19 protein-coding genes are annotated in these 25,702 nt (G+C 44.8%); 8 read left to right on the top strand and 11 right to left on the bottom strand.

Translation table 11 applies throughout. From position 1 onward, the window contains the following. Position 1: 1 nt before the first annotated feature. Both C9I98_RS10365 and C9I98_RS10360 read right to left on the bottom strand, forming a co-directional pair. The gene (locus C9I98_RS10365) at positions 2-1,036 is read right to left on the bottom strand and encodes a putative 2-aminoethylphosphonate ABC transporter ATP-binding protein (RefSeq protein ID WP_051901940.1); all 1,035 of its coding nucleotides are present in this window, start codon (positions 1,034-1,036) and stop codon (positions 2-4) included. Between the two features lie 124 nt (positions 1,037-1,160). Then, positions 1,161-2,168 (bottom strand): putative 2-aminoethylphosphonate ABC transporter substrate-binding protein, encoded by a 1,008-nt coding sequence (locus tag C9I98_RS10360; RefSeq protein ID WP_036818122.1) that lies wholly within the window; start codon positions 2,166-2,168, stop codon positions 1,161-1,163. Positions 2,169-2,799: 631 nt separating this feature from the next. Here C9I98_RS10360 and C9I98_RS10355 point away from each other — a divergent pair. After that, the gene (locus C9I98_RS10355; protein ID WP_036818121.1) at positions 2,800-3,078 is read left to right on the top strand and encodes a hypothetical protein; all 279 of its coding nucleotides are present in this window, start codon (positions 2,800-2,802) and stop codon (positions 3,076-3,078) included. A 130-nt stretch (positions 3,079-3,208) separates the two neighbouring features. Here the strand turns inward: C9I98_RS10355 and C9I98_RS10350 are convergent, their stop codons facing one another. Together C9I98_RS10350 and C9I98_RS10345 are read right to left on the bottom strand one after the other, a co-directional pair. Next, positions 3,209-5,164 (bottom strand): alkaline phosphatase D family protein, encoded by a 1,956-nt coding sequence (locus tag C9I98_RS10350; RefSeq protein ID WP_051901938.1) that lies wholly within the window; start codon positions 5,162-5,164, stop codon positions 3,209-3,211. 100 nt (positions 5,165-5,264) lie between these two features. Beyond that, positions 5,265-6,137 carry a LysR family transcriptional regulator gene (locus C9I98_RS10345; RefSeq protein WP_036818119.1) on the bottom strand — a complete coding sequence of 291 codons (873 nt, stop codon included), beginning with the start codon at positions 6,135-6,137 and terminating at the stop codon, positions 5,265-5,267. Between the two features lie 129 nt (positions 6,138-6,266). On the opposite strand from C9I98_RS10345, the gene C9I98_RS10340 reads away from it, so the two are divergent. Together C9I98_RS10340 and C9I98_RS10335 are read left to right on the top strand one after the other, a co-directional pair. Then, positions 6,267-7,637, top strand: a complete 1,371-nt coding sequence (locus C9I98_RS10340) for an MATE family efflux transporter (protein WP_107271944.1) — start codon at positions 6,267-6,269, stop codon at positions 7,635-7,637. 749 nt (positions 7,638-8,386) lie between these two features. Next, a complete protein-coding gene (locus tag C9I98_RS10335) occupies positions 8,387-10,951 on the top strand; it encodes a glycosyl hydrolase family 18 protein (RefSeq protein ID WP_051902621.1) in 2,565 nt (854 codons plus the stop codon). Positions 10,952-11,107: 156 nt separating this feature from the next. Here the strand turns inward: C9I98_RS10335 and C9I98_RS10330 are convergent, their stop codons facing one another. The 3 genes from C9I98_RS10330 to C9I98_RS10320 all read right to left on the bottom strand — a co-directional run bounded on the left by C9I98_RS10330 (position 11,108) and on the right by C9I98_RS10320 (position 13,724). Next, positions 11,108-12,538: a hypothetical protein gene (locus C9I98_RS10330; protein WP_036830782.1), complete on the bottom strand. Its 1,431-nt coding sequence runs from the start codon at positions 12,536-12,538 to the stop codon at positions 11,108-11,110. Positions 12,539-12,558: 20 nt separating this feature from the next. Then, positions 12,559-12,780, bottom strand: a complete 222-nt coding sequence (locus tag C9I98_RS10325; RefSeq protein WP_036830784.1) for a hypothetical protein — start codon at positions 12,778-12,780, stop codon at positions 12,559-12,561. Between the two features lie 416 nt (positions 12,781-13,196). Then, entirely contained in the window at positions 13,197-13,724 is a 528-nt protein-coding gene (locus C9I98_RS10320; RefSeq protein ID WP_036832713.1) for an NADPH-dependent FMN reductase, read from the bottom strand. A gap of 156 nt (positions 13,725-13,880) precedes the next feature. On the opposite strand from C9I98_RS10320, the gene C9I98_RS10315 reads away from it, so the two are divergent. The 4 genes from C9I98_RS10315 (at position 13,881) to C9I98_RS10300 (ending at position 19,293) form a co-directional block, all read left to right on the top strand. Then, on the top strand, positions 13,881-14,801 hold the full coding sequence (locus tag C9I98_RS10315; protein WP_051902755.1) for a helix-turn-helix domain-containing protein: 921 nt from the start codon (positions 13,881-13,883) through the stop codon (positions 14,799-14,801). A 169-nt stretch (positions 14,802-14,970) separates the two neighbouring features. Continuing rightward, positions 14,971-17,112, top strand: a complete 2,142-nt coding sequence (locus C9I98_RS10310; RefSeq protein WP_036832716.1) for a TonB-dependent siderophore receptor — start codon at positions 14,971-14,973, stop codon at positions 17,110-17,112. A 59-nt stretch (positions 17,113-17,171) separates the two neighbouring features. Then, positions 17,172-17,894, top strand: a complete 723-nt coding sequence (locus tag C9I98_RS10305) for a siderophore ferric iron reductase (RefSeq protein WP_051902757.1) — start codon at positions 17,172-17,174, stop codon at positions 17,892-17,894. Between the two features lie 67 nt (positions 17,895-17,961). Then, the gene (locus C9I98_RS10300; protein WP_036832722.1) at positions 17,962-19,293 is read left to right on the top strand and encodes an FAD-dependent oxidoreductase; all 1,332 of its coding nucleotides are present in this window, start codon (positions 17,962-17,964) and stop codon (positions 19,291-19,293) included. Positions 19,294-19,366: 73 nt separating this feature from the next. Here C9I98_RS10300 and C9I98_RS10295 read toward each other — a convergent pair whose 3' ends face one another. Both C9I98_RS10295 and C9I98_RS10290 read right to left on the bottom strand, forming a co-directional pair. Then, positions 19,367-20,572, bottom strand: a complete 1,206-nt coding sequence (locus C9I98_RS10295) for a NupC/NupG family nucleoside CNT transporter (RefSeq protein WP_036832725.1) — start codon at positions 20,570-20,572, stop codon at positions 19,367-19,369. Positions 20,573-20,879: 307 nt separating this feature from the next. Continuing rightward, positions 20,880-21,818 (bottom strand): LysR family transcriptional regulator, encoded by a 939-nt coding sequence (locus C9I98_RS10290; protein WP_036832728.1) that lies wholly within the window; start codon positions 21,816-21,818, stop codon positions 20,880-20,882. A 151-nt stretch (positions 21,819-21,969) separates the two neighbouring features. Between C9I98_RS10290 and C9I98_RS10285 the strand changes: the two genes are divergently transcribed. Then, complete coding sequence (locus C9I98_RS10285; protein WP_036832730.1) at positions 21,970-22,647, top strand: DUF3047 domain-containing protein; 678 nt, start codon at positions 21,970-21,972, stop codon at positions 22,645-22,647. Between the two features lie 73 nt (positions 22,648-22,720). Here the strand turns inward: C9I98_RS10285 and allB are convergent, their stop codons facing one another. Next, complete coding sequence (gene allB / locus C9I98_RS10280; RefSeq protein ID WP_036832732.1) at positions 22,721-24,082, bottom strand: allantoinase AllB; 1,362 nt, start codon at positions 24,080-24,082, stop codon at positions 22,721-22,723. 82 nt (positions 24,083-24,164) lie between these two features. Then, positions 24,165-25,628 carry an allantoin transporter gene (locus C9I98_RS10275; RefSeq protein ID WP_036826319.1) on the bottom strand — a complete coding sequence of 488 codons (1,464 nt, stop codon included), beginning with the start codon at positions 25,626-25,628 and terminating at the stop codon, positions 24,165-24,167. Between the last annotated feature and the right edge of the window lie 74 nt (positions 25,629-25,702).

Below are 25,702 nucleotides of genomic sequence, written 5' to 3'. Positions count from 1 at the left end.
GCTATGCCGCCTCCGCTTCAAAGGTTTGTAGTTTCGTTTTGCAAAATGAGAGGGATACTCGACTCCCTACTTCGATGGCTTCTCGCAAAAACGCATCACTTGCCATATCCACAGTCAGATTTAACCCGTCATCAATTTTGCAACTGATGCGCACTATAGGTCCCAAGAACTCACAAGCACTCACCACAGCATTGTTGTCAGCCGATGCTAGCTTGCTACTTTCAAGCAAAATATCTTCTGGGCGAAGCGCAACAACTTTACCGCCAAAAGGCAGGTCTTTATCGGTTAACAATGCGTGATGAGGTGGAATGAAGTTCATTGAACCAACAAAGCGGGCCACAAACTCAGACGCTGGCTGCTTATAGATCGCTTGCGGTGTGCCAACTTGCTCAATCACACCATGATTCATTACCACAATCCGATCAGCCATTGAGAGTGCCTCCTCCTGATCGTGCGTTACCATAATGGTTGTAATACCAAGTTCTGTTTGAATACGGCGAATTTCACTGCGTAAGTGGGTTCTTACTTTCGCATCAAGCGCTGACAACGGTTCATCAAGTAATAATAAGCCCGGAGATAATACAAGCGCCCTTGCCAATGCCACACGTTGCTGCTGACCACCTGAAAGTTGCGATGGGTATTTCGAACCCGAGTCAGGCAAATCAATAATACCTAGCCACTTTTCAAGTTGCTTGCTTACTTCCTGTTTTGAATGCCCCTGCTCTCTTAAAGCAAAGCTAATATTTTCTGCGACCGTCAGATTCGGAAATAACGCATAAGATTGAAAAACAATACCGAAATCACGCTGTTCAGGCGGTAAAAAAGTAATGTCTTTATTATCCTGAATAATAGTACCACTGGTTGGCAGTTCTAAACCAGCGATAGCACGTAGCAATGTTGTTTTCCCGCAGCCTGAAGGGCCAAGAAAACAAACAAATTCACCTTGCTTAATATTCAAAGAAATATCATTCAGTGCAGTAAACTGGTCAAATTTCTTTACGACATTATCGATACTGAGATAGGTCTGCATAGACATATAAAATAACCTGAGACAATTGATAAACCGGTACAGCAATGAATGGCGAGGGTGATTGCCGTACGATTCGTTTATTGGTAAAAGGCTGGAGAACTATCCGCCCTCCAGCTAATTCTTTAAAAGATCACTTTTCGGTTTTACCGTCGTAACGTTCAGCCCACTCGCTTAAGATGCTTTCACGATTTGCTGCTGTCCATGCAAAGTCATTTTCGATCATTAACGTTTCTGGGTTTTCGGGGAAGTGTTTAACAGGTTTCGCGACACCAGGAATGGCAACGACAGCGTAGCCTTTGTTATACAGCTGATTTGCTTCCAGCGTTGCGGCAAAATCTAGGATTTGTTTTGCTTCTTCTGGGTTTTTCGCACCTTTAATTTTGGCGGCCGCTTCCATATCCCAACCTAGCCCTTCTTCAGGGAAGATGAGTTCGATTGGCGCCCCCTGACTCTTAAGGTTTGCCCCTCGGAACGCAAAAGATACGCCCATCGTCGTCTCACCGGTTGCAGCTAACTGACACGGCGCCGAACCTGAGTGCGTATATCGGTCAATGTTGTTGTGCAGTTTGTCCATGTATGCCCATCCCTTCTCTTCACCGAAGGTTTGTAGCCATGCCGCTACGTCAAGAAAACCAGTACCTGAAGAGTTTGGGTTAGGCATGACCACATGGCCCTTATATTCTGGCTTAGTGAGATCTTCCCATGTTTTCGGCATTTCAAGGCCATGTTTTTCTGCTTCTACAGTATTGAAGCAAATACCCGCAATCCACGCATTCATGCCAATCCAATGGGGAGTTTCATTGCTATCGCGAAATGCTGGAGAAAGTGCACTCAAGTTTGCTGGCGCATAAGGTTCTAGCATTTTTTCGTTATCTAGCACCATCAAACTTGTTGCGGCTAAGCCCCATACAACATCTGCTTGAGGGTTATTTTTTTCAGCCAATAGCTTTGCTGTAACCACACCTGTTGAATCACGCACCCAGTTTATTTTGGTGTCTGGATATTGTGCGTTAAATGCACGCTCATAATTACGTAGCATGTCAGACTCAAAAGCGGTATAAACCGTCACTTCAGAATTCGCCATTACCGCACCTGATGCAAGTGCAGCGACAATGCCAATAGCAGCTTTTTTCAACATGTGTTTATCCCTTAAATCTAATAATAATGTGCATTTATATGAGGTGGATATAAGCCCTCGTTACTGAGGTATACATTAAACTCGGTTTATTAACGCCAAATGATGAGGGATAAACTTTTTCTTAAATTTCGATTAAGTTTTTCTTAAGTTAATTAATAGAAAATGAAACATTCGATACTTTTAAAAGTCATTATTAACTTATTCCAGAATCCATCCTAGGTTGAATGAAATTAAGCAAATTGCTAAAGGCCTCTACTTTTTACTGCATCAACTTTAGCTAGAATCAATACCTAAGTAGGTGTTTAGCCGAATGACCACTTTTATGATCTAACGTCATGACAGCGTAACACGCTCATTCTTGCGTTTCATACCCGATGAAACATGATACCAAGCAAGTGATTGGTGCGTGATATATCAGCGGTAACGCTCAGCTGTTGCGTAATTGACCAGAAGCAAAGAATTGTTAATTGCATTACAAATAACCTTAACCCTACTAGTGTTTTTCGTTCAGTGGATTTAAAATTCCTCACAGTTCTTATGGGTAACAAAGTGCTTACTGTGATAGCAACTCAGAGTACCTTAAGAAAATTGAAACCTTATAACTGAATGTTCTATTAAGGACACTGAAGCAATGAATACATGCCACTCAATCTATCATGCTGTAAAGGAAAAAGGGGCACATTGGAAGAGTGATACGCCTAGCGCGATAACGAAAGATGTTGAGAAGCTTATCCTCGATCTTGAGCCCTACACTCAAGACGATAGCGAAGCCTCTCATCTGGCTTTCCTGCTAAAAGATTTGCTTGAAGTACTGTCTATCGATTTTAGCTCAGCTGCAGATCAGCAATCTGCCTCTATGCTACTTATCGATGAGATCACCCAAGCTAGCCACCTTTGCGAAGCGGCTTGAGCAAATATCGCTCAGCAAAGTCGCTCATACTCGTAGCCCTATCAAGCAGCAACCCAACTCAGTTAACGACGAAATGCGTTAGCAAGTTAGGGTTGCCTTACTCATCCTATTTACCTTTACACCAAGCCGCCTACAACTTGGTTGGTGGAAAAGAAACCTGCTCACCTTCAGCGGTAAGTATCGCAATATCAACCGGCTTACCTTGCTCATCGAGTCTTACCTCACCTATCGCACTTCGATTGATTAAGCGATGGCTACCCTTAGTGTCAGGATCCCGCTTATAGATCTTTAAACGCTTACGCTTAGTGAAGAAATTCAATGGCGAACGTGGGCTATACAGCATTCTATCCATGAAATCACAAACACGGAGCAATGCGTTGGGGAATTCGTTCTTGATACCACTTGAGGTTATCTGATAGATGTTAGGACTACTCTTGCTATATCGAAGCTTGATGTCATACGCAAACGAATAGTGGACATCCCCCGAGAGAATCACAAAGTTAGTCGGTGTTTTCGAGTGAGTAAAAATACTCAATAGCGTATTAGCCGAGCCCGGGTGGGCCATCCAGTTTTCTGCATCAATCAACAGGGGTTGCCCTAACCAAGTCATACCACGTTGCAGCATTTCAATAAACTTCACCCCAAACATCGGAGCGGGTGAGACGATAATCACAGCCGGTTCATTCAATAAAGACTGCTGAAGCTCAGTGAGCGCCTCCCAGTCCATCAAACCCGATGGCTTGTTCATCTTCGACTCTGATCGCCAGCGCCGGGTACGGGTATCCAGCACCAGCACTTTTGGACTGGTCTCGATGGTGTAATGCCATTGCTCAAACTTATACAGGCGTTGAATCACAGCATCATGATGTTCGTTATCCTGCTGAACAAAGATCTGCCTAATATCTGAAACGAAACGATCGTCAAACGTCTCGGGTGCATTTCCCCATCCTTGGAATACCCAGTAGCCAATCAATGCATTACCAATGATACGGTTAGAAAACGGATGCTGATAAGCAGCTTGCTCCCAACCTCGGGTAAGATTCCAATCGTCGGTCACGTCATGATCATCAAAGATCATATAAGTCGGCAAATGCGCCATTAACCGACGTACTTTTGGCAAACCTGAAACAAACAGATCGATTTGTTCCTTCTCGGCCTGCCACAACTGTTGCCATTGCGGCTCAAGCGTACGGTTGCTATGGGTAAAATTCGATTTTTGCAGTTTAGCGCTATCAACGTATTGCCATAATGTCGGCGACCACACCAGCAAGTACATGGCAACAAACTCAGCAAGTGAAATTAGGTGGTTGCCAGATTCCCGAGAGCTAAATACCGGTACCTTGCGGCGAAGCCAACTTTCGAGTTTAGGAAAACGCTCTATCGCCCCCTCTCCACCATCGAGATAATGCGGCAATATCTTGTCACGAAGATAGAAGTTAAATTCATGCTGATATAACGCAGAAGCAGTCTCTACCGGTGCTTGTTCAAACTGCTCATCACGCAGCCCCAATAGCTCAATCACTTGCCTTATCGCATCTAGCATTGGCCCTGCGACATGATCGGCATAAATCTGATCACCACTCATCATTAATAATGAAGGGCGCTCCGATAATGGTAGGGCCGCAACTTTATCGTCAGCCGCCACCAAGCTGTCTTGGCTCGGATAGTGAGGGTTACGACACGAGCCATGCATGACATAATCGGCCTGCGTTTTTATCACCAATTGCGGACGCGTTTCGGATTCATACAGCAATTCCGGGACAAGATCAGTCAGTAACCCCTGCTCTGTCACCAACTGATACTCCAAGGGCTGATTAACAGGAAAATCGCCCCGAAGTGTCACCTGATAAACCCAAGCCCGTTCACCCAATTGGATATGCTCACCCGCATTTAAATCACCAACAAAACACGCCTGAGCATCACCCGAAAGATACAATTCAAACTGGCCGGAAATGGGCTGCGACAGCGCTAGCCATAAGGTAATTTCTGAACCGCTACATTTTCGTAAAATCGGCCCCGCCAGAATAAGAGGTAACGCATTATCAGTGGTAACTTCGGTTTGTTTTTGTGGTGATTCATCTGACATATCGGGTTGGCTCTCCTTACAACTACTTTCATTGACAGTATCAATAAACGTATGATTTTGCTATGGGTTGATTGTTATCTTTGTGTCAGTGCGTCTGCCATTACAACATTTCACTCAGCTCATCATAAAGCCACTCAATAACCTTACCGCACCCTCTATCCCGCCGGCGTACCACCCCTATTTCAACCCATAAAGGCTCAGGGATTTCTTCAGTTGAAAGCTCCAGCAATTCATTGACATACCACTCTTCTTTCGCAACATGTTCCGGTACCAACGCCCAGCCTATGCCTCGAGCTACCATAGCAGTGATTAAATAATAACTATCAATGTGCCAATAATTGGCCGAGATAGCTTTTGCTTGACCATAGTCCATCCTGCCACGAATCACTAATTGCCGGTATTGGTTAAGCTGGCTAATGGTTGGGGCGTTAACATTCGCCAGAGGATGCTTACGAGATACAATCAATGAGTGCTGAAAATGCCCAATGGACATAAACTCCAACGAGTCCGGGATCTGTTTAACATTAAACAGAATACCTAAATCGGCCTGTTTGGTTGCAACCCACATGGCGATATCGTCTTGCGAGCCATTTAGGATCGTCAACTTTAAAGTCGGAAAAGCTTCAGCTGCTCGACCAAATAAGGCTTCAAATGCCGTAACAGGAAGCGCCTCTTCCATTGCTACTGTAATTGCGACTTCCTCACCGGAAGTCACAGTCATCGCCCTAGCATTTAACCGCTCACACTGTGCAAGCACAGCCTGAGCCTCAATGTACATGTCCTCTCCTTCAGGTGTAAGGACAGGCAAACGTGCTGTTCGATCAAACAATTCAAACCCAAGATCCAGCTCCAGGTTATTAATTGCGGTACTGATTCGTGATTGCGCTTTGCCCAACTTTCTCGCCGCTGCCGAGAACGAGCCCTGCTGCACGGCGGTGACAAAGGCATCTAACTGATCTATCGTCCAATTCATGTGCTGCCTCGCACTTATTTCTCTCTGTCAGTCTTTATTGTACCATCCGAAAAGCGGATAGATAGTAACTTCAACCAATCTGGTAAACATAGATAATGCCCCACAAAGTCACAAAAGCCAGAGAAACTCATGCAAGAATCAATCAACACTCCCATCGACAACCAAAGCATCAGCAAAACCTTCTGGCGTTATGCAATTCCATCGGTTGCCGCCATGCTGGTCAACGGCCTTTATCAAGTTATCGACGGTATCTTCGTTGGTCACTTTATTGGCTTCGAAGGCTTAGCAGGTATCAATATGGCTTGGCCAATCATCGGCCTAATTGCAGGTTTGGGCTTACTCGTGGGTATGGGCTCAGGTAGCCTTATTTCTATTTACAAGGGTGAAGGGAACCAGACCAAGGCACAACAAGCTTTATCGACGGGTCTTATATTGATTGCTATTGCTGGCCTACTAGTGATGGCATTGTTGACGACACTGGCACCATCGCTGTTGATTGCTCAAGGTGCAACAGGTGTACCACTTGAAATGGGTAGTGCTTATATCGAAGTGTTCACGTGGGGCGCAGTGTTTACCATAGCAGCTGGCGCGCTCCCCATGTTGATTCGTAACGATGATAGCCCTAACTTCTCGACAGGTTTGATGATGGCGGGCGCTATTATCAATATCATTCTGGACTACCTGTTCATTGGGCACATGGACATGGGCCTTAAAGGCGCTGCCATAGCAACCATCATCGCGCAGATCAGTATTACCGTTGTGGCGGTAGGCTATTTTTTTACGTCTTATTCAAAACTAAGGCTATCGCTAAAAACGTTCAGGTTTAACTCACGCATTGCAGTGAATGCGGTTAGCTTGGGTACATCTAGCCTATTTATGTACGCCTACTTCAGCTTTATTGTTGCAGTACACAACAAGTTATTCATGAGCTATGGCAGTGCTATCCATGTTGGTGCCTTTGCCATTGTTGGCTACCTGATGACCATGTACTACCTACTTGCCGAAGGTATCGCAAGCGGTATGCAGCCACCTGTTAGCTACTACTACGGCGCCGGTCATGGTAAGAAAATTCGCGCAACACTGATTTTAGCCAGCAAGGTTGTCGTCCTGTCTGGTATTGCTTCGGTCGCATTCCTGAACTTATTCCCTAACACCTTGGTTAGCCTGTTCAGCAATGGCGATCCAGCATTAGCAGCAGAAACCATCAATGGTGTGCGGTTGCACCTCTTCGCCATGTTCCTTGATGGCTTTATTGCATTGGCTTCTGTTTACTTTATGGCGGTGAACCAAGGTGGTAAAGCTCTGGGTATTTCAGCAGGTAATATGTTGGTGCAATTGCCTTTCTTATATTTCTTGCCGCAATACATCGGTGTAGACGGTGTTTGGTTATCAGTCCCACTGTCAAACATCTTATTGGCTGCGATTGTAGTGCCATTAGTATGGAAAGACATTCAAAAGAAACAAAGAAAAGATATTAAGTTAGAAGCAGTTAGCGCATAAGGTTAACAATATCGACACTTAATAATATTTATAAAATTAGCGGGTTCTTTATCGGTCAAGAGCAACGATAAAAGCCCGCTTTCTTTGCCAAGCCAACAGCCTTGACCTGCTATAAACCTCACCACCACCAAACCATAACCTCGACAAATGAATTTAAGACCAGTAATCACCACAACAAATCACCCACCAGGAAACCGTCATTAAAACCATGAAATGACTAGCATTAACAACAACTTAAAAACAGCCAATTTAAACAACCGTTCTTAAAGCAAACTTATTTCACACGAATTACAACCATTAAGCCTGCCAACTCTTTATTGAATTATGACCAACAGCCTTTAACTATGAAGCAACATCACATTTTTCATTAAAAGTAACTTTTTGCTAAATTATTAGTACTTTTTTTTTGACTAAAATAATTGTGTTTGCTATTTCTTTTTATGATGAAGTTTTTTATTAATAAATTTCATAGTTGGCTAGGTTTATTTAAAACCATACAAACCAATGATTTTAAAATTTAAAGACTTGTTTTTTAAAAAATCAAACCATTACAAGGAAGTTATATTAAATCAGGCTACTAAAAGCAGCATCATAATAATTTTAAGCTTTGAAATAAAATATCACTTATTGCCATTTTATTTCCGCTTTGCTGTGCCTGTTTATTATCGTTGTACTTCCCATTTAATTACTTTGTAGTAAAAATGGAGTTCCACGTGAAAAAAACTAACCTCACCCTACTTATAAGCAGTATGCTGGCATCATCCGTGGCCTATTCTGCAGCCCCTGGAGCCCCCACGATTGACTGGGGAGAACACACCTATGCACTAGTCGAATTAAACCGAGATGCCGGAAGTTACAATGACATTGTTGTAGCTATCCACGATTCAGTGGCAGTATCAGTTTCGTGGCAGACATGGAGTGGCGACGCTGCAGAAACCGCCAATGTAAAACTTAATGGTGACACCGTTTGGACGGGTGATGGCGGTGCCTCAAGTGCGACTTTCAATGTCAGCAAGGGGGGCATCTATGATATGACGGTTGAACTCTGTAATGCTGATGGCTGTAGTGAAAGCGGCAGTGTCGAACTGACCATCGCCGACACTGACGGCAGCCACCTGGCACCACTGGTTCCTACCTTACAAGAGAACAATAAACCCTACACCAATAAATCCGGCAAAGTTGTTGGTAGCTATTTTGTAGAATGGAGTGTCTACGATCGCGGCTTCCCAGTCGACAAGATTCCTGCACAAAACCTCACCCATATTATTTACGGTTTTACCCCAATTTGTGGTGGTGACGGAATTAACGACAGCTTGAAACAAATTTCAGGTAGCTTTGAAGCACTTCAAAAAGCATGTGCCGGACGAGAAGACTTTAAAGTCGCTATTCATGACCCTTGGGCAGCACTGCAAAAAGGCCAACAAGGGGTCAGCGAATGGTCAGACCCTTATCGCGGTAATTTCGGGCAAATGATGGCGTTGAAACAAGCCTACCCCGATCTGAAAATCCTCCCATCAATCGGTGGATGGACATTGTCTGATCCATTCTATTTCATGCATGATGAGGCTAAACGCCGTACCTTTGTCAGCTCAGTAAAAGAATTCCTCCAAACGTGGAAGTTCTTTGATGGTGTCGATATTGACTGGGAATACCCTGGTGGTAATGGTGCCCACCCAACCCTTGGCGATAAGGAAAGAGATGGCGAGTTATACGTCACGCTCATGAAAGAATTGCGTGAAATGCTCGATGAACTATCAACGGAAACAGGTCGCACCTACGAACTCACTTCAGCCATCGGGGTTGATGTCAAAAAGATTGAAGTGGTTGATTACAACCGTGCACAGCAGTACATGGACTACATCTTCTTGATGAGCTATGACATGTTTGGTGCCTTTGATCTTAACAATCTAGGCCATCAATCTGGCCTATATGATGCTAGCCATAACCCCGCGGTAACCTTTACCACAGACCGAGGTGTTACCGACCTACTCGCGCAAGGCCTTGATCCAAAGAAACTTGTAATCGGTGTGCCTAAATACGGACGAGGTTGGAAAGGTGTCCACAATTACACTGGCGATAACCCTATGACGGGGCAAGCAACAGGCGGTATTGACGGCACTTGGGAAGCCGGTGTACTAGATTATCGCGATATTGCTGATAACCACTCAGGGAACGGCTGGGAAGATCGCTACGATGAACAGGCAGAAGCGTCATACAAGTGGAACCCGACAACCAAGGAGCTTATTTCTTACGATAACGCTCGCGCTGTGAAAGCGAAAGGTAATTACGTTCAACAACATGGCTTAGCGGGGCTTTTCTCCTGGGAAATTGATGCCGATAACGGTGATGTACTTAATGCAATGCACGAAGGTTTAGGCCATGGTGATGACACGGGTGAGCCACCAGTGAATAAACCACCAGTCGCGAATGCGGGCGACGACCAAACTGTAACAGGCCCGGTAGAAGTTCAACTTGATGGCTCAAGCTCTTACGATCCAGAGCAGCAAGCAATGACCTATTCATGGACTCAAGTTTCTGGTCCAGCAGTTACCATCAATAGCAGTGACCAAGCTCATGCAAGCGTTGATGTACCTGTTACTGACACCAATGTTAGTTATGTACTATCACTAACGGTGACAGATGATGAAGGGCTTACAGATAGCGACCAAGTTACTATTACCAACCAAGCAGAGGCCGTAAACCAGCCCCCAAGTGTTTCGCTGCCAGCAGCATTAAACGTTGATTCAGAATCCACGTTTAATCTTAATGCCCAAGCGCAAGACCCAGATGGCGACCCGTTAACTTACACTTGGACTGTACCTAATAACTTTACTGTTCTTTCTGGTTCAGGTACGGCTTCCATTAATGTCAAAGCGCCAGCAGTCACTGAAGTTTCCCAAGCTGTTATTTCTGTTTTGGTTTCTGACGGTGCATTAGATGCAACCGCCCAAACCAGTATGACAGTTAACCCTGTTGATACCGGTGGTGGTGAGTGTTCAATGACAGATCCAGATGCAGCTAACCACCCAGCCTGGTCTGCAGGGGCAACCTATGTCGGCGGTGATAAGGTCAGTCATGATCAGCTCGTATGGGAGGCCAAGTACTGGACGCAAAACAACGAGCCATCTGTCACGGCAGATCAATGGAAACTGCTTAGCGATGTTGAAGTCAGTTGGAATGCTGGCGTAGCTTACAACGGTGGTGATGAGGTCAATCACAATGGAAATCGCTGGAAAGCAGCTTACTGGACTCGCGGTGATGAACCTGGCACAGCAGCAGTGTGGGAAAACATCGGTGAAGCAAGTTGCCAATAGCACCCAAGCGAGACAACTACGCTAGCGTCATAAGACACCGAGAGTAGAAAATACAAAAGCGGCTTACCAGGTAAGCCGCTTTTTCTATTCTATGATATTTTTATTTACTCGCTCGCCTCTCGCAAAGTGATGAAGTGATGAAGTGATGAAATATCGCTACTTCAAAATATCATATGGCTTAGACCAACTATAACGCTGGCTCAATTCGGCTTTGATCTCATTGTAGCGAGATGATGCTTTCATTGCTTTAACATCACCTAAACTCAATAAGGTTTCATTACCCTGCGGATGCTGTTCACGTACATGAATCATATCTTTCGCACTCTGGCGCAATGAACTGAAAGCGATATCTTCACCATAGCTATTAATAAAGTGGGTATACACTTTCGGCACCGTACCTGGCTCTTTTGCCTGACAATCATGCATTGATGGATTCCACAAGCTAGTACCATCCTCAGATTGATATTCAGTCACAGGTCGACCTTCTGCTATGTCTTCAATCATGCAATAAGTCGGGCTTAGGCTCACTAAGTTATGCGTATTATTAAAGGCATGAGCAACCCAATCTCCCCCACTTGCTTGATCGGTTCCTTTTTCAGGATCCCATTGCGTTTCATCCTGCCAAACCCAGCTATCAGAAGGCCCACTCATCGACTCTACAATCGCAAAAATTTGTGGGTCGGATACAAAATAAGCCGTACTGTTATCTTCAAGTGTATAGGCTTTCACGTAGTCGCGGTTCACTAAGTAAAATGGGCCGTTCGTCTCAAGATTACGGCCTTTATAATTGCCATCGATCAAACTAAACGTATTAAAAGTTGTCTTAGTGATATGCTTTGTCACGCCATCAGCCGATTGCTGATTTTCATCATCAGTTATAAAATAGGGGTGCTCACTGTACAGCAGGCCTTCGCCACCAGAAATGATACCGCTTCGAGGGCCCGAGAAATTATAACTTGCGACGTCATAGGCCGTTGCGCTGCCACCAGAAACTAACTCAACCTCTGATGTAATGACACGCACACTGCTACCAATCCAACGCCCCTCGAACTTCAGCAAGTAGTCTTGAGTAATAACTTCATCGCCCGTTGCTGTATCGGTATCATAACTTTGGATATCGAAATGCGCTTGGGTTGGGTCAAAATCCCAGCGACGAAAGAAAGAGACCTTCGTGCCCTTCTGGCTCATCGCCCTAGGCTCTTCGTCGTAATGAGCCGTGCAGTTTTGACCGCGTTTCGCAGCATAAGTCAGCTTCATACCAGCACTATCAACTCGGCAGATATATTGGTCTTCAAGCGCAGACGCATTAACTTTCCGTACAATTTGCTGAAATTCGCTTTCACTGACACTAGGGTTATTAGCTTGAAAATAGCCCAACGCACTATTGTATGAGACAAACTGAGCCTGTGACTGTGCCGGCAAGGTTAAGGCGTAATCCAGCATGAAATATTCAGCCTTATTCTGCTGAACCTTATTAGTGGCATAATTGATTAATGCCTTTGACTGATAATAACCCTGAACACTGGGGCTTGCATTTACCTGTGATACGGCAAGTAGGATTAATGATCCTAATATTTTTTTCTTCATTTTAGCTCTACTTCTCAAGTTTACTTTTCAAAATTCTTGGGTGTGTTAATACCTGCCCCCTCATTCGAGGCATATTTAATTTGTTTTAACGATGCCAAGTCATCTGAATCTACATTCAGTTGAGTTTGATAAGATTGAAGAGAACTCGTTGTTGGTACCTTTGTCTCAGACGAAGACTCCCCGCCACAACCAGCAAGCAAACTACTTGCTATCGCGAGCGCAATAAAACTGTTGTATTTCATATTATTATTAACCTTGTTCAGGAAACCACAGAGTTAGCTCTGGGTCCTAATTGAATGGTATTTCATTATTCGCAGCCATTATACGTTCAGCTTACATTCAGGTTCAAGGTTGGGCATTTTAGCTAAGATCGTTTTAATAATAATCATTATATAGAATACGTGACCATATAAAGATTACCACTCATAATTCATAAACTTACAATCAACAATAGATGTATTGTAAATATATTATTAATAAATTAATAATCATAAATTTCATTATTGATGGCTTGTTCACTGCAATTAAATGAAAAGAATACCACTAAAGAGGCAGCCTCTATTTCCACAAACCATGACATTAATTTATAAAATGCCACCCTAATAACTATAAATGTTGAAATAGAGTGGCTAATTAAATGTCGAATTTAATCTCGGGTCTAACTTGATAGTGCACTAATCGCGGTCATGACTTTATCGTTCAATTCACGATTGCTAATACGCTGGTTTTCAACATCAAAGTTCTCGTAAAAGCTTGGAATGGACACCGTTGCTTTAACTTCAGCCCCGAAGAAAGGTGCAGAACCACTTGCAGCAGCGAGTACATTCTTTGCCCCACCCGGCCCAGGGGATGTCGAGAGCAGCACCAGTTTCTTATCTTGGTACACCTTCTGTTGAATGCGTGAACACCAATCAAAAAGGTTCTTATAGGCGGCAGTGTATGAGCCGTTATGCTCGGCAAATGAAATAACAATGGCCTCTGCACTATTTAACTTTGCCAAAAAGGCTTTTGCCATTTCAGGCTGACCAATTTCATTCTCTTTATCTTGGCTAAAGAGTGGCAACTCATAATCGTTAAGATCAAGCACTTCCAGATCCGCCCCTTTTACCAAGGATCCGGCGTAAGTGACAAGTTGTTTGTTGATTGAGGTACTACTGCTACTTGCGGCAAAGGCAATCACTTTCATATCTGTTTCCTTACATTATCAGTCCTAACAATGCGCGGTGCATTATTACCCTATAAAAATAGAACAATAATTTGCAGTTATTCAATGCTATCCTATCCATATCAACCAAAGTCAATGGTCTTATTTAGACCAGTGCCTAAAAAGACAGTGAAAACAATGAGCAATAGCCACCACCAACATGATACTGACAACCACCAGCTGACTCGGATCGAGCGAGTGTTGGACTATATCCACACCCATATCGATCAACCGCTATCAGTAGAGTTGTTGGCAGAAAAAAGTTGCTGGTCACGCTGGCAGTTGCAACGTGTGTTTCTGAGCGAAACCAATCAAACAGTTGCTCATTATGTACGTGAATTAAAGCTGAGTTTGGCAGCAGAACAGCTTCTTACCAGTAAAGAGCGCATTGTGGATATTGCACTAAATTGTGGCTTCAACTCGGAAGTCAGCTTTACCCGTGCCTTTAAGCAACTCTTTACCTGCTCACCAAGTGCTTATCGCAAGCGCGGTCAGCGTATTGGCCTTAAAACGCCCCTGCAGGCAACCATGCCTGTGCATGAAGCCCATGAAATCAAAAAACGCCTTTTACAGATACGCGTTGAACGTCGGAGTGACTTTTACCTGCATGGCGCAAGTGGTGAGATCCAAGGTTTGTATGCTAACGAGCCAAACTATACCGATGTTGTGCCAAGCATCTGGCAGCAATTAAACCAACTCACAGGTAAAAAAGCCCCATTCGACGTGCCAGCTTATGGTGTTATTGATACCCATGACATAGACGAAGGCAAGCCAGCGCCCTACTGGGCAGGCTTTGAAGTGACAGAGCAAGCAGCGGCGAATCTAAACCCAGCGCATATCTTGCACGTTCCTGCTCAAGAGTATGCAGTCATACCCTACACAGGGGCCATTACAAACCTTGATCGCACCTTAGAATGGTTCCTCTCCGCATGGCTACCACAATCAAACTACCGAGGTATTGAAGGTTTCGAGCTTGAAATCTATCAACCAACGTTTGATATCAATAGCGAGGAAGCCACAATGGAATACTGGATTCCTATACAGCCTGCCGGAAAATAATCAAATTCCTGCTAAATCAAGCGCATTTCACCTCTGTGTAAATGCGTTTTTTTCTTATTAAGCGCCATGATGCCCCAAATTGTTAATTTTGCCTTCTCACACTCCATTAGAATGCGACTGAGAATAATTCCTATTTAGTAACAAGTTTTTAACTATTTTCGAGGTATCCATGCAGCAGCTACATTCACGCTCTGTCATTGCACTTTCTATCGCCGCTGCCCTTGCAGTACCTGCGACTGCGATGGCTAACACCGAAGCAGCACAATCCGACGACGTATCAACCATGGATACCATTACGGTTCTGGGTCAAGCCTACCGTAATACCGCAACAAAAACGGCACTGATGCCAGAAGAGACGCCGCAGTCAATCACCACCATTGATAATGAAACACTAGAAATGCGTGGTGTTAACTCAGTGAACGAAGCACTACGCTACGTACCGGGGGTAAACACTGAGCTTCGTGGTGGGGCCGTAAAACTTTACGATACTTTCAACATTCGTGGCTTTGACGTAGAAAAAAGCTACTATGATGGTTTAGCACTTCAAGGCTTAACTGGCTGGAACGTACAGCCTCAAATCGATCCAATTGCCATCGAGCAAATCGAGGTTTTCAAAGGCCCAACATCGGTGCTTTATGGTGCAATGTCACCAGGCGGTATGGTTAACATCATTGCCAAAGCACCTCAAAAAGAGCGCAGCACAGACGTAGCAGTATCAACTGGTTCTCATAACCTTAAAGAAGCCAGCATTGATACCACAGGCCAAGTGGGTGACAGCGATTTCGCTTACCGTATTATCGCAAAAGCTAGCGAGCGCGACAGCCAAGTAGGCGGCATTAAAGAAACCCGCTACCTAATTGCACCATCACTAGATTGGTATGCATCAGAAGATACACTGGTTAACTTCAACCTGTATTACCAGCGCGATCCAGAAGCAGGCTCGAATGCAGCAGTTCCAGGCGTTGGGACTATGTACAACAACCCGACAGGCGTTAACTTCTCACCAAATACATTCTTAGGGGATCACAATTGGAATGAGATGGATCGTGAGTTTTTCTTAGCTGGATACAAGATTAACCACAACATCAACGATAGCTGGACATTCCTACAAAATGCTCGCTACATGAACGCTAGCCTATCTCAGAAAAATGTAGTCCACACCGCATATGATGAGAATGATCCAGAACTATTGCATCGCTACGCCTATAGCACAGAAGAAGAGTCACAAGGGTTTATCATTGATAACCAGCTATCAGGTGTCATTAATGTTGCAAATGTTGAACACAATGTTCTATTTGGTGTTGATTACCAAAGGCTAACAGGAAGCTCTCTTGCTAAGTACTACTTTAACGTTGATCCAATCAATGTAAACAATCCTGATAACAACCAAATCAACCCATCAGATTTAGTTGAGGATAAGCCATCTCGTGATGATGAAGATATCAAAGTAGAACAAGCTGGTATCTATTTCCAAGATCAAGTGCGTCTAGGTCAACTTGTACTAATTGGTGGCGGCCGCTTTGACTCTTACAAATCAGAGCATGTAGATGTAGTTGATGGTGCCAATAAGATTGATCAAACAAACTTCTCATACCGTTTTGGTGGTTTATATGAGTTTGACAATGGGCTATCACCATTCTTCAGCTATGCAACAAGCTTTGAGCCAATAGCGGGGTCTGACCGCCACGGGAATGCATTTAAACCTTCTGAAGCTAAGCAGATTGAGGCTGGTGTGAAATACATGTCTGCGGACATGAGTAAAACAGCAACTATCTCTGCGTTCCACCTTGTGAAAGAAAATGCACTGACAGCTGATCCTGAAAGTATCGAGCATCTAACTCAGGCAGGCGAAATTACTTCACAAGGTATTGAGTTTGAAGGTCAGTGGTTTGCAACAGATAGCCTAGATCTATCTGTGAACTACACTTTCCTAGATATGGAAATTACCGAAAATAATGACGGTCTAGAAGGAAAAACACCAATTCGTACGCCTAAGCACTCTGCGTCTGCATGGGCTAACTATCATGTTTACAACGGCATGCTGTCTGGTATGACGTTTGGTACCGGTGTTCGCTACATCGGTGAAACTCATGTCGATGCCGCCAACACCGACATGGTGCCAGATTACACCCTAGTTGACCTAGCCGTTAAATATGATCTGGGTGAAGTATCACCAAGCATGGCAGGTGTTAGTGCAAGCCTAACAGCGACTAACCTGTTTGATAAAGAGTACTACTCCTGCTGGGATTCTATGAACTGTTGGGTAGGCGCAGAGCAAACCGTTGAAGCAAAAGTTAACTTCAACTTCTAAGGTTTAGCGACAACATTAGGCAGCAGGCTTTCCTGCTGCCTTTCAGTTCTAGGTTGAGTATGGCAATCGCAAAATACAAACAGCTTTTCCAATATGCCGAGCAGATCTCCCCTTCTTTAAAGGGCAGAATTGGCATTGCAGACCACCAACACATCTCAGCAGCTCACGGTAACCCTGAGCTGCTCAATGCGTTGTATCAATACTGGAAAGAGGCTCACCCAGAAGCAGGCAACCCATACTGGCTTACCCGCAGCTGGACCATGTTAGCATGGCAACCCGTCTATATTGCTTTTATTGGGGTGTATGCGATACGCAGTATCCCCCCGATTTATGACATCGCCCAAGACTACAAAGAAGGGTTAGTTGCCGGTTACCATTTAAGTGGTGAAAACTGGTTCTCTGGTACTGAAGAAGAAATGATCAAATACGCATGCACCCAATTGGCGATGCTACTTGACCAGCTTCAAAGTCAATTTAACCAATACAATCGCTTACGCCCTGGGTTAACAAAGCCTTTAATCGCAGATGCAATTCTACAAGCACTCGTCCACCGCCAAGCATTGCTGAATATGCCTTCAGGTAATCAAGCCGATGCATCCACCAGCTATGATCTTGTTTACCAAGCCAAGCTATGGCTATCGCACCTTGATTTACCGATGCGCCACCTTGAAGGTCTATCGCAAAGCACGGAAACCGGTGAATGGCAATTTAAACGCCTTAGCTGCTGTATGCACTATCGCCGAGATGACGGTAGTTTATGTGATAACTGCCCTCGAAGCTAATTTTACTATAGGAATATACCCTTTTATGTCATATAGTTAGCCAACCTTAATCGTTCAGGCTGGCACTATGACTATTCAAGAAAATGCTCGATATGACGCCATCATTGTCGGCAGCGGCCCTGCTGGGGCTACCTTAGCCAAATCTTTATCTGAGCAAGGCAAACATGTCCTTATTCTTGAATGGGGTTCAGATAAACCTCTCACGGGCTCTTTCTGGCAAATGGCGGGGATTGCCGCCATTCCAAGTAAAGGAGCATTTGTTGGTAATGATCTTTCGTTACTGATCCGTGGCATCACAGCCGGTGGCAGTTCGGCCATCAATTACGCGACAGCCATGTTGCCCCCCTTCGAAATGTTTGATCGTTATGGCATCGACCTACGCGATGAAGCTAAAGAAATACAGCAAACCATTCCATACGCCCCTCTTCCTGATGATTTAATCGGCCCACGAGCGAAACGCATTTGGCAAGGCGCAGACAAAGCCGGGGTTAAGTGGCATAAACTCGACAAACTGATTGACTCCGAGCGCTGCCAATCTGGGTGTCACCTGTGTGGCTACGGTTGCCCACACAATGCCAAGTGGACAGCACGCGATTTTTTACAAGAGGCCATTGATGCCGGCGCGAAGCTCATCACCAAAGCCAAAGTCACCAAGGTATTATCTGAGAAAGAACCACCGCACCAGCAAGCTGTCGGGGTTGAGTACCAACATGATGATGGGGTCCATTTAGCATTTGCTGAGCAAGTCATCCTAGCCGCTGGTGGCATTGGCTCACCGCAAATACTCCAGCAAAGCGGTATCGAAAATGCCGGACAACAATTTTTTATCGATCCTGTTGTCGCGGTAATGGGAGCTGTCGATGAAAAGTTTAAGGGCGGCGAAGTGCCAATGGCAGCTGGTTTGCACCTGCCCGAGGAAGGTATCGTACTTTCAGATCTTGCTTTGCCAAAGCCTTTCTTTCATTTGTTCACTGCACAGGTTGGACGCTTTAATCGCATGATGTCAGCCGATAATACCCTGACCATTATGGTAAAAGTGAAAGACAGTTTATCCGGTAAAATCTCACCCAACTGGGCAAGCAAAAGCTTGAGTAACGAAGATAAACAACGCTTAAATCAAGGCGCTGACATCGCCGAATCTATTTTGGCTGCAGCAGGGGCTAAACATATCTACCGTACCCACCATTTTGCAGCCCACCAGGGCGGTAGCGCTGCGATCGGTGATATTGTCGACAGCCAGCTTGAGACAAAAATCAAAGGGCTTTATGTCTGTGATGCTTCCGTGATCCCAGAAGCTTGGGGGTTACCGCCTACATTCACCCTTCTGTGCTTGGCAAAACGCTTATCCAAACACCTGCTCACAGCCAAGGTAAAGGTAGAAGCTACCGCTGAGACATAGGTACAACGATAGATATAACAAAGGGGCTAGACAGCCCCTTTTCTATTTCTTTCGCTGATGTTGAGCAATACTGTTACAGCGATAAAATCACGCCAACAATCGCAGCACTCATTAAGTTGGCTAGTACACCTGCGGCAATGGCGCGAAAGCCCATGCGAGAGATATAACTACGACGCTCAGGAACTAAACTGCCCAACCCACCAATCAAGATTGCCATAGTGGTAATATTGGCAAAGCCACACAGCGCAAACGTCACGATAGCGGCAGAGTCAGGGCTAAGTTGATCTTGGATCTCCATCAACTGAATGAAAGCAACAAACTCATTGACCACAATTTTGCTACCAATTAGAGAGCCAGCCAATACAGCTTCATTCCAAGGGATCCCAAGTACAAATGCCACAGGCGCAAATAGGTAGCCTAGAATCAATTCGAAACTCAGCTCCATCCCTACGACTTCGCCAACCTGTCCTAATAGGCCATTCAACAAGGCAATCACACTCACAAAGGCCAGCAAGGTTGCACCAACAGCGACAGCAATACGCACCCCCGACATTGCGCCATCAGCCAAAGCCTCCACCACATTGGTTGCTCGTGGTAATTCGACCGAGGTGATCTCGTCGTTATCAACTGTATCGTTACTCGGTGGCACCATAATCTTGGCCATCAGTAAGCCAGCTGGTGCAGACATGAATGCCGCTGCAATCAAAAAATGCAGCTCAACGCCCAATGATGCATAGCCAACCAAGGTCCCACCCGCAACCGATGCCAAACCACAAGTCATCACGGCAAAGAACTGCGAGTCACTCATGTTTTTCAGGTAAGGCTTAACCACCAACGGCGCTTCAACCATACCCACAAAGATATTCGCCGTGGCCGACAAAGACTCGGCACGACCAGTACCAAGTAAACGTTGCAAGCTACCACCAATCACGTTGATCACTTTGGGCATTAAACCAATGTGATAAAGGGCAGATATTAATGCAGAGAAGAAGATAATTATGCCAAGTACATTAATGGCAAACACAAAGCCCACACTGCCCGTTGCAAATCCCCCAAACAGGAATGCAATGCCTTCCTGACCGTAATCAATAATGCCTGATACCGCACCAGTCACGGCATTTAACGCATCTTTACCCGCTGGTACGTATAGCACCAATAGCGCAAAAATAATTTGAAGCGCAAAGGCAAGCGATACGGTTCTTAGGGGAATGTTTCGCTTATCTGTCGATAAGAAATAAGCGAAAAGCAGAATGGCAACGATGCCAATAACGGATGTCATGAGATAAAACCTTAACTCTCGTGAATAATGCGGTGCATTGTAGAGAGCAAAGGTTTGCGTGCAACATCAGGTTGCTAACAGGCTGTAACACAAGAATTCCCCAAAGCAACGATAACAAACTAACCCCTTGAAAATTAGCGGGTTAATAACTATCGCTTTTCTATTATTGCCATATGGAAAAGATATTTATGTCAGCAAGGACAATTCTGCTCGCCCGATGATGAAATAACCAACAGAATCATGCGTTAATTTTGTGCTCATTGTTGATAATCAAGTATACCCAAGCGACTTCAGTATACAGGCAGTGTTACAGAACCACGCTTTTTGCCAACGCCTTATCCCAATTTGGGGTTTCGCCAATGTGGGCACGGAAGAAGTCCACCGCCGCCTTGATCTTGATCGGCAAGTGCTTCCGGCTTGGATATACTGCGTAAATCGGCATTTTTTGGCTTGCTTTCCATTCCGGTAGTAACTGGATCAACTTGCCCTCTTGAAACTCCGTGGTGAGCAAGTAACTGGCCAAATAAGCAATCCCCCACCCCGAAATGGTCGCGTCTCTTACCGCTTCAGCCAAATCGACTCGGTAATTGCCAGCGACTTTAACGTTGAGTGACTCATCGCCTTTATTGAAGGCCCATAGGCTGTAATTGCGCTGGCGACTCTGGTAAGTCAAACAGTTATGTTCAACCAAGTCATTGGGGTGATACGGAACTGGCTTGTCGATGAGGTAATTTGGCGAGGCCGCCAAAATAAAATGGGAGTCGGCCAAACGCTGCGCCACATACCCTTCTGGTAGATCCTCATAATTTGTGATCCAAAGATCCAACCCATCTTCCAACATATCGGCTTTATGATCGAACAAGCTCACTTCAACTTGTAGCTCAGGGTATGCCTCTCGTAACCTCTCGATTGCGGGAATGATGTGCATGGTACCGAACGATTGGGATAGGCCCAAACGCAACAAGCCAGCCACTTCATCACGCTCAGTATCCATGCTCGCATTCGCTTCATTTACGGCATTACACACCTGCTCGCAGTAGCTTGCAAAACGCTGTCCTGCTTCGGTTATGGTTAATGAACGGGTTGTACGCTGCACTAACTTTACCTTTAGTTCTGCCTCAAGCATTCCGAGCTGTTTACTGACATGAGAGGTAGATACACCCAGTTGCTTTGCCGCAGCAGTAAAGCTACCTGCCTTCGCTAAGGTATAGAAAATCACCATCTGACTGGCACGATCATGTATCACTGTATTCAACCTTTATAACACTGAAGCATTTAGGGCGAGCTAGTCTAAGGATCAAATATAGATTGTCACGTAAAACAATCCTCTTTGCCGATTACTCATAGGCTAGATCTGCTTCTATGATTAAAATAAACACAAATGAATCAAAGACTATATGAGCAAGACAACTTTTCTTCCTGCGTTACTGATCAGCCTATCGGGCTTTGCCCCATTTGCTTGGTCGACAACGCCTGTCGCCACTTTCAACAGCGAAAACCTCTCTCGCTGGCAACAGCGCTCTTTTGTAGGCAACACCCAGTACACCATTGTCTCATTAGATGACTCAAGCGTCCTAAAAGCCCAAAGCAATGGCACTGCATCCATTATTGCCAAACCTTATCGAATCGACTTACTCAAAACCCCCTATATCAACTGGTCGTGGAAGGTAGAAAACACTCTTTTGGGCCTCAACGAGCGAACAAAGCAAGGGGATGACTATGCGGCAAGGGTTTATCTCGTACTGGGCAGGAACTTGACCTCACCAAGCACCAAGGTGATTAACTATGTATGGTCTAGCAACCAAGCGATGGGCGCAAACTGGAATAATGCTTATGTCGGCAAAAGAGCACAGATGCTGGCAGTACAAGGTAAAGGATCCCCCATCAAAACCTGGCAACAAGAAAAGCGAAATGTATATCAGGACTTAATTCAATTGTTTGGAGATAAGGGCAGCAGCAAAAGCAATGAAGCTGCGTATCGATATATAGACGTTGTGGCAATCATGACCGATACCGACAATAGCCAACAGTCGGCCACGGCCTATTACGGGGATATTTTCTTTACGGCGAAGTAAAAAAACATGACAGTAATTAAAAACCCAAAAGCGGGCTTAACGCCCGCTTGTTAATCACAAAGTCAGTGAAGAGTTAAACCGTTAGGAACTCACCTTTGTGTGGGTTGAAGACGCCTTCACCCAATTTGTAGATGACCTGGCCGCGTAGGATAGTCGTCTCAACTTGCGCGCCGATATCACGACCTTCGTAAGCACTGAACTTGTTGCGGTACTCAAGATCTTCTGAAGTTAGTACGTAGTTTGAGTCAGGCTTGATGATAACGAAGTCAGCATCTTTACCTACTGCGATACGACCTTTGGTTTCTAGGCCAAAGCGATCAGCTGGGTTAGAAGACATCATCTTAGCGAAGTCTACCAATGGCATGCCGCGCTTCTGAACTGCTTCGTCAAACATAATGTCAACGCTGCTCTGTAGTGCAGAGATACCACCCCACGCTTTGAAGATACCACCTTCTTTCAGATCAGGCGTACATGGAGAGTGATCTGAAGTCATGCAGTCAATTTCGCCAGCCATGAGTTTTTCCCATAGGCGGTTTTGGTTGTCTTTATCACGAATTGGTGGTGAGCATTTCGCTTTAGCACCAATGACTTCAAACTCATCCTCATCAATTGCGAAGTAGTGACCACAAGATTCACACGTTACATCTTGGCCTGCTTTACGCGCTTTAGTCACTTCTTCAACCGCTTCAGGGCTACTTAGGTGACATAGGTGAAGTTTACAACCTGTTTCTTTCGCCAAGAATAGTGCACGACGTACCGCTTCAACCTCGGTGAATACTGGGCGTGTTGCCACGTAGTCTTTCGCAGAGTCTTTACCAGCACGTACAGCGTCGTTACCTAGTTCATCACAAATCAGGGCGTTTTCAGCGTGGATACATAGGATCTTACCTAAGCGCGCTAACTCTTTCATGCCCATGTAAAGCTGGTAATCATTTACGTTACAGAAGTCGCCAGAATCTGGGTCAGGCGAACCACATGTTGATAGGAAACACTTGTAACCAACCACACCTTCTTCAGCCAGCTCGTGCAGGCGATCGATGTTGTGAGGAACCAAGCCACCCAAAGAAGCAACGTCAACACTTAGCTTGCCCTTGCCTGCTTCATATTTAACATGAAGAGTATCGCGGTCGATAGTTGCAGGCATTTGGTTAAGCGGCATTTCAATACAAGTTGTTGTACCACCTTTCGCAGCTGCACGCGTACCTGTTTCGTAACCTTCCCAATCTGCACGATGGCCGCCTGGATCAGTTAGGTGAACGTGTGCATCAACCATACCCGGAGAAACAATCATCCCTTTGGCATCAATTTCTTTTTCAGCACCAGATAAGCCTTGGCCAACTGCTGCAATCACGCCATCTTTTACTGCTACATCTGTAATTAGGGCTTCGTTTTCTAGAATTACAGTACCGTTTTTAATTATTAGATCGTAGGACATTTTTTTGCTCCAATTTTATCGAATTTTAAATTTATTACTTAGGCTTTAAAACTATTTTTTCTGTTTATATTTTGATTATATTTTACTGCGTATGAGTATATAACTCTGGGTGTCTTTCTTTGTCCCAAGTTACAGCCAATGAGTACAAAGTAAATGACAGAGCTACACCAGTAAACCATGAAACTTGTGATAGTACCGATAGGAAAGGAATAAACTCACCACCGATAGAAACAATAACCGAAATAATAGTCACAACAAATGCCAACATATTAAATCCGTTCTTGTAGTACTTATAATCACCTGGTTTCGTATAAAGCGTGTCTAGGTCAATTTTACCGCGCATTGCGACAAAGTAGTGAGCAAGCATTACACCGATAACCGGACCTAAGATGCCGCCAATGATATTAAGGAACATGAAAATACTTTCTTGGTTTTCCATTAATTTCCATGGGCAAATAATGACACTGATAAAACCTGCAATCATGACACCCTGGCGGTAGTTAAGTTTCGGGAATACAGCCGCTACTTGATAACCGGCAGGAATAATATTACCTGTCGCGTTAGTCGATATTGTGGTCATCAGGATAACCAAGCCAGCGAACATCGATACGAACATGCCATCCCATTTATTGATGATATCAAGCACGTTCCAAGTGTCTGTACCGTAGTGGATACTTGCACCTGCAAGCACACACACACTAGAGATAGCAAACAATAGGTAAGCCAGGATCAGACCAGACGTTTGACCTCTTGCTTGGGCACCAAAGCTTTTCGCATTCTGGGTAAAGTCTGATGCACTCACCGCTGGTGCGGCCCATACTGCAACAATCGCGTTAATCACCACAAAGAACTGGAATAAGCTACCGCCACCATCTTGGATCTTAGCAGGAACGTAGTTAATAATATTTTCGAATCCTGCCAGTGACACTGCCCAAATAGCCATACCACCGAAAACTAGGTAAATACATGGGTTTAGAACTGCAGTGAATTTGTTCAGTATTTTACCGCCACCTAAACCAATCACCATATTGATGGCCCAAAACATCATAAAGGCTATCAGGCCAGGCATGCTGATACCCAAAAACTCGGTATCACCACCAATGGCAAGGAACCCTGGCCAAATTTTACCGATGATGATTAGCAATGCGATTGAGCCTGCGTAATTCTGAAGGCCGAACCACATGATTGCAGCAACCCCACCCCTTAGCACGCCGGGTAACAATGCACCACGAACACCGTATGAAGCACGCAAAAGCATTGAGAATGGTACACCATACTTCGAACCAGCTGCGCCGTTTAGCACCATTGCACCGGCGATTATCAAACCACTGATAATGATGGCTGCCATGATGCTTACAGTGCTTAAGCCCAGTACAAAGAAACCACCTACCGCAACATAGTTTGGTACGTTATGTACTGAACCCTGCCACAGGGTAAAATAGTTTAGTTGCCCCCAAGTTCTATCAGACTCTTGTTTTGGTAATAGGTCGTCGCTATAACCCCTGCTTCGATACTCTTCCAATTTTGCATCAGATATATCACTCATCTCTAATCCTTATTATGTAGCAGTAATTTCACATTATTAAAAATTGAATTGACTAATAATGATTTACTTACATC

Source organism: Photobacterium sanctipauli (genome assembly GCF_003026495.1).
Lineage (GTDB): Bacteria > Pseudomonadota > Gammaproteobacteria > Enterobacterales > Vibrionaceae > Photobacterium > Photobacterium sanctipauli.
Note: the sequence above shows the minus strand (reverse complement) of the source record. Positions and strands in the feature narration are given on the sequence as shown.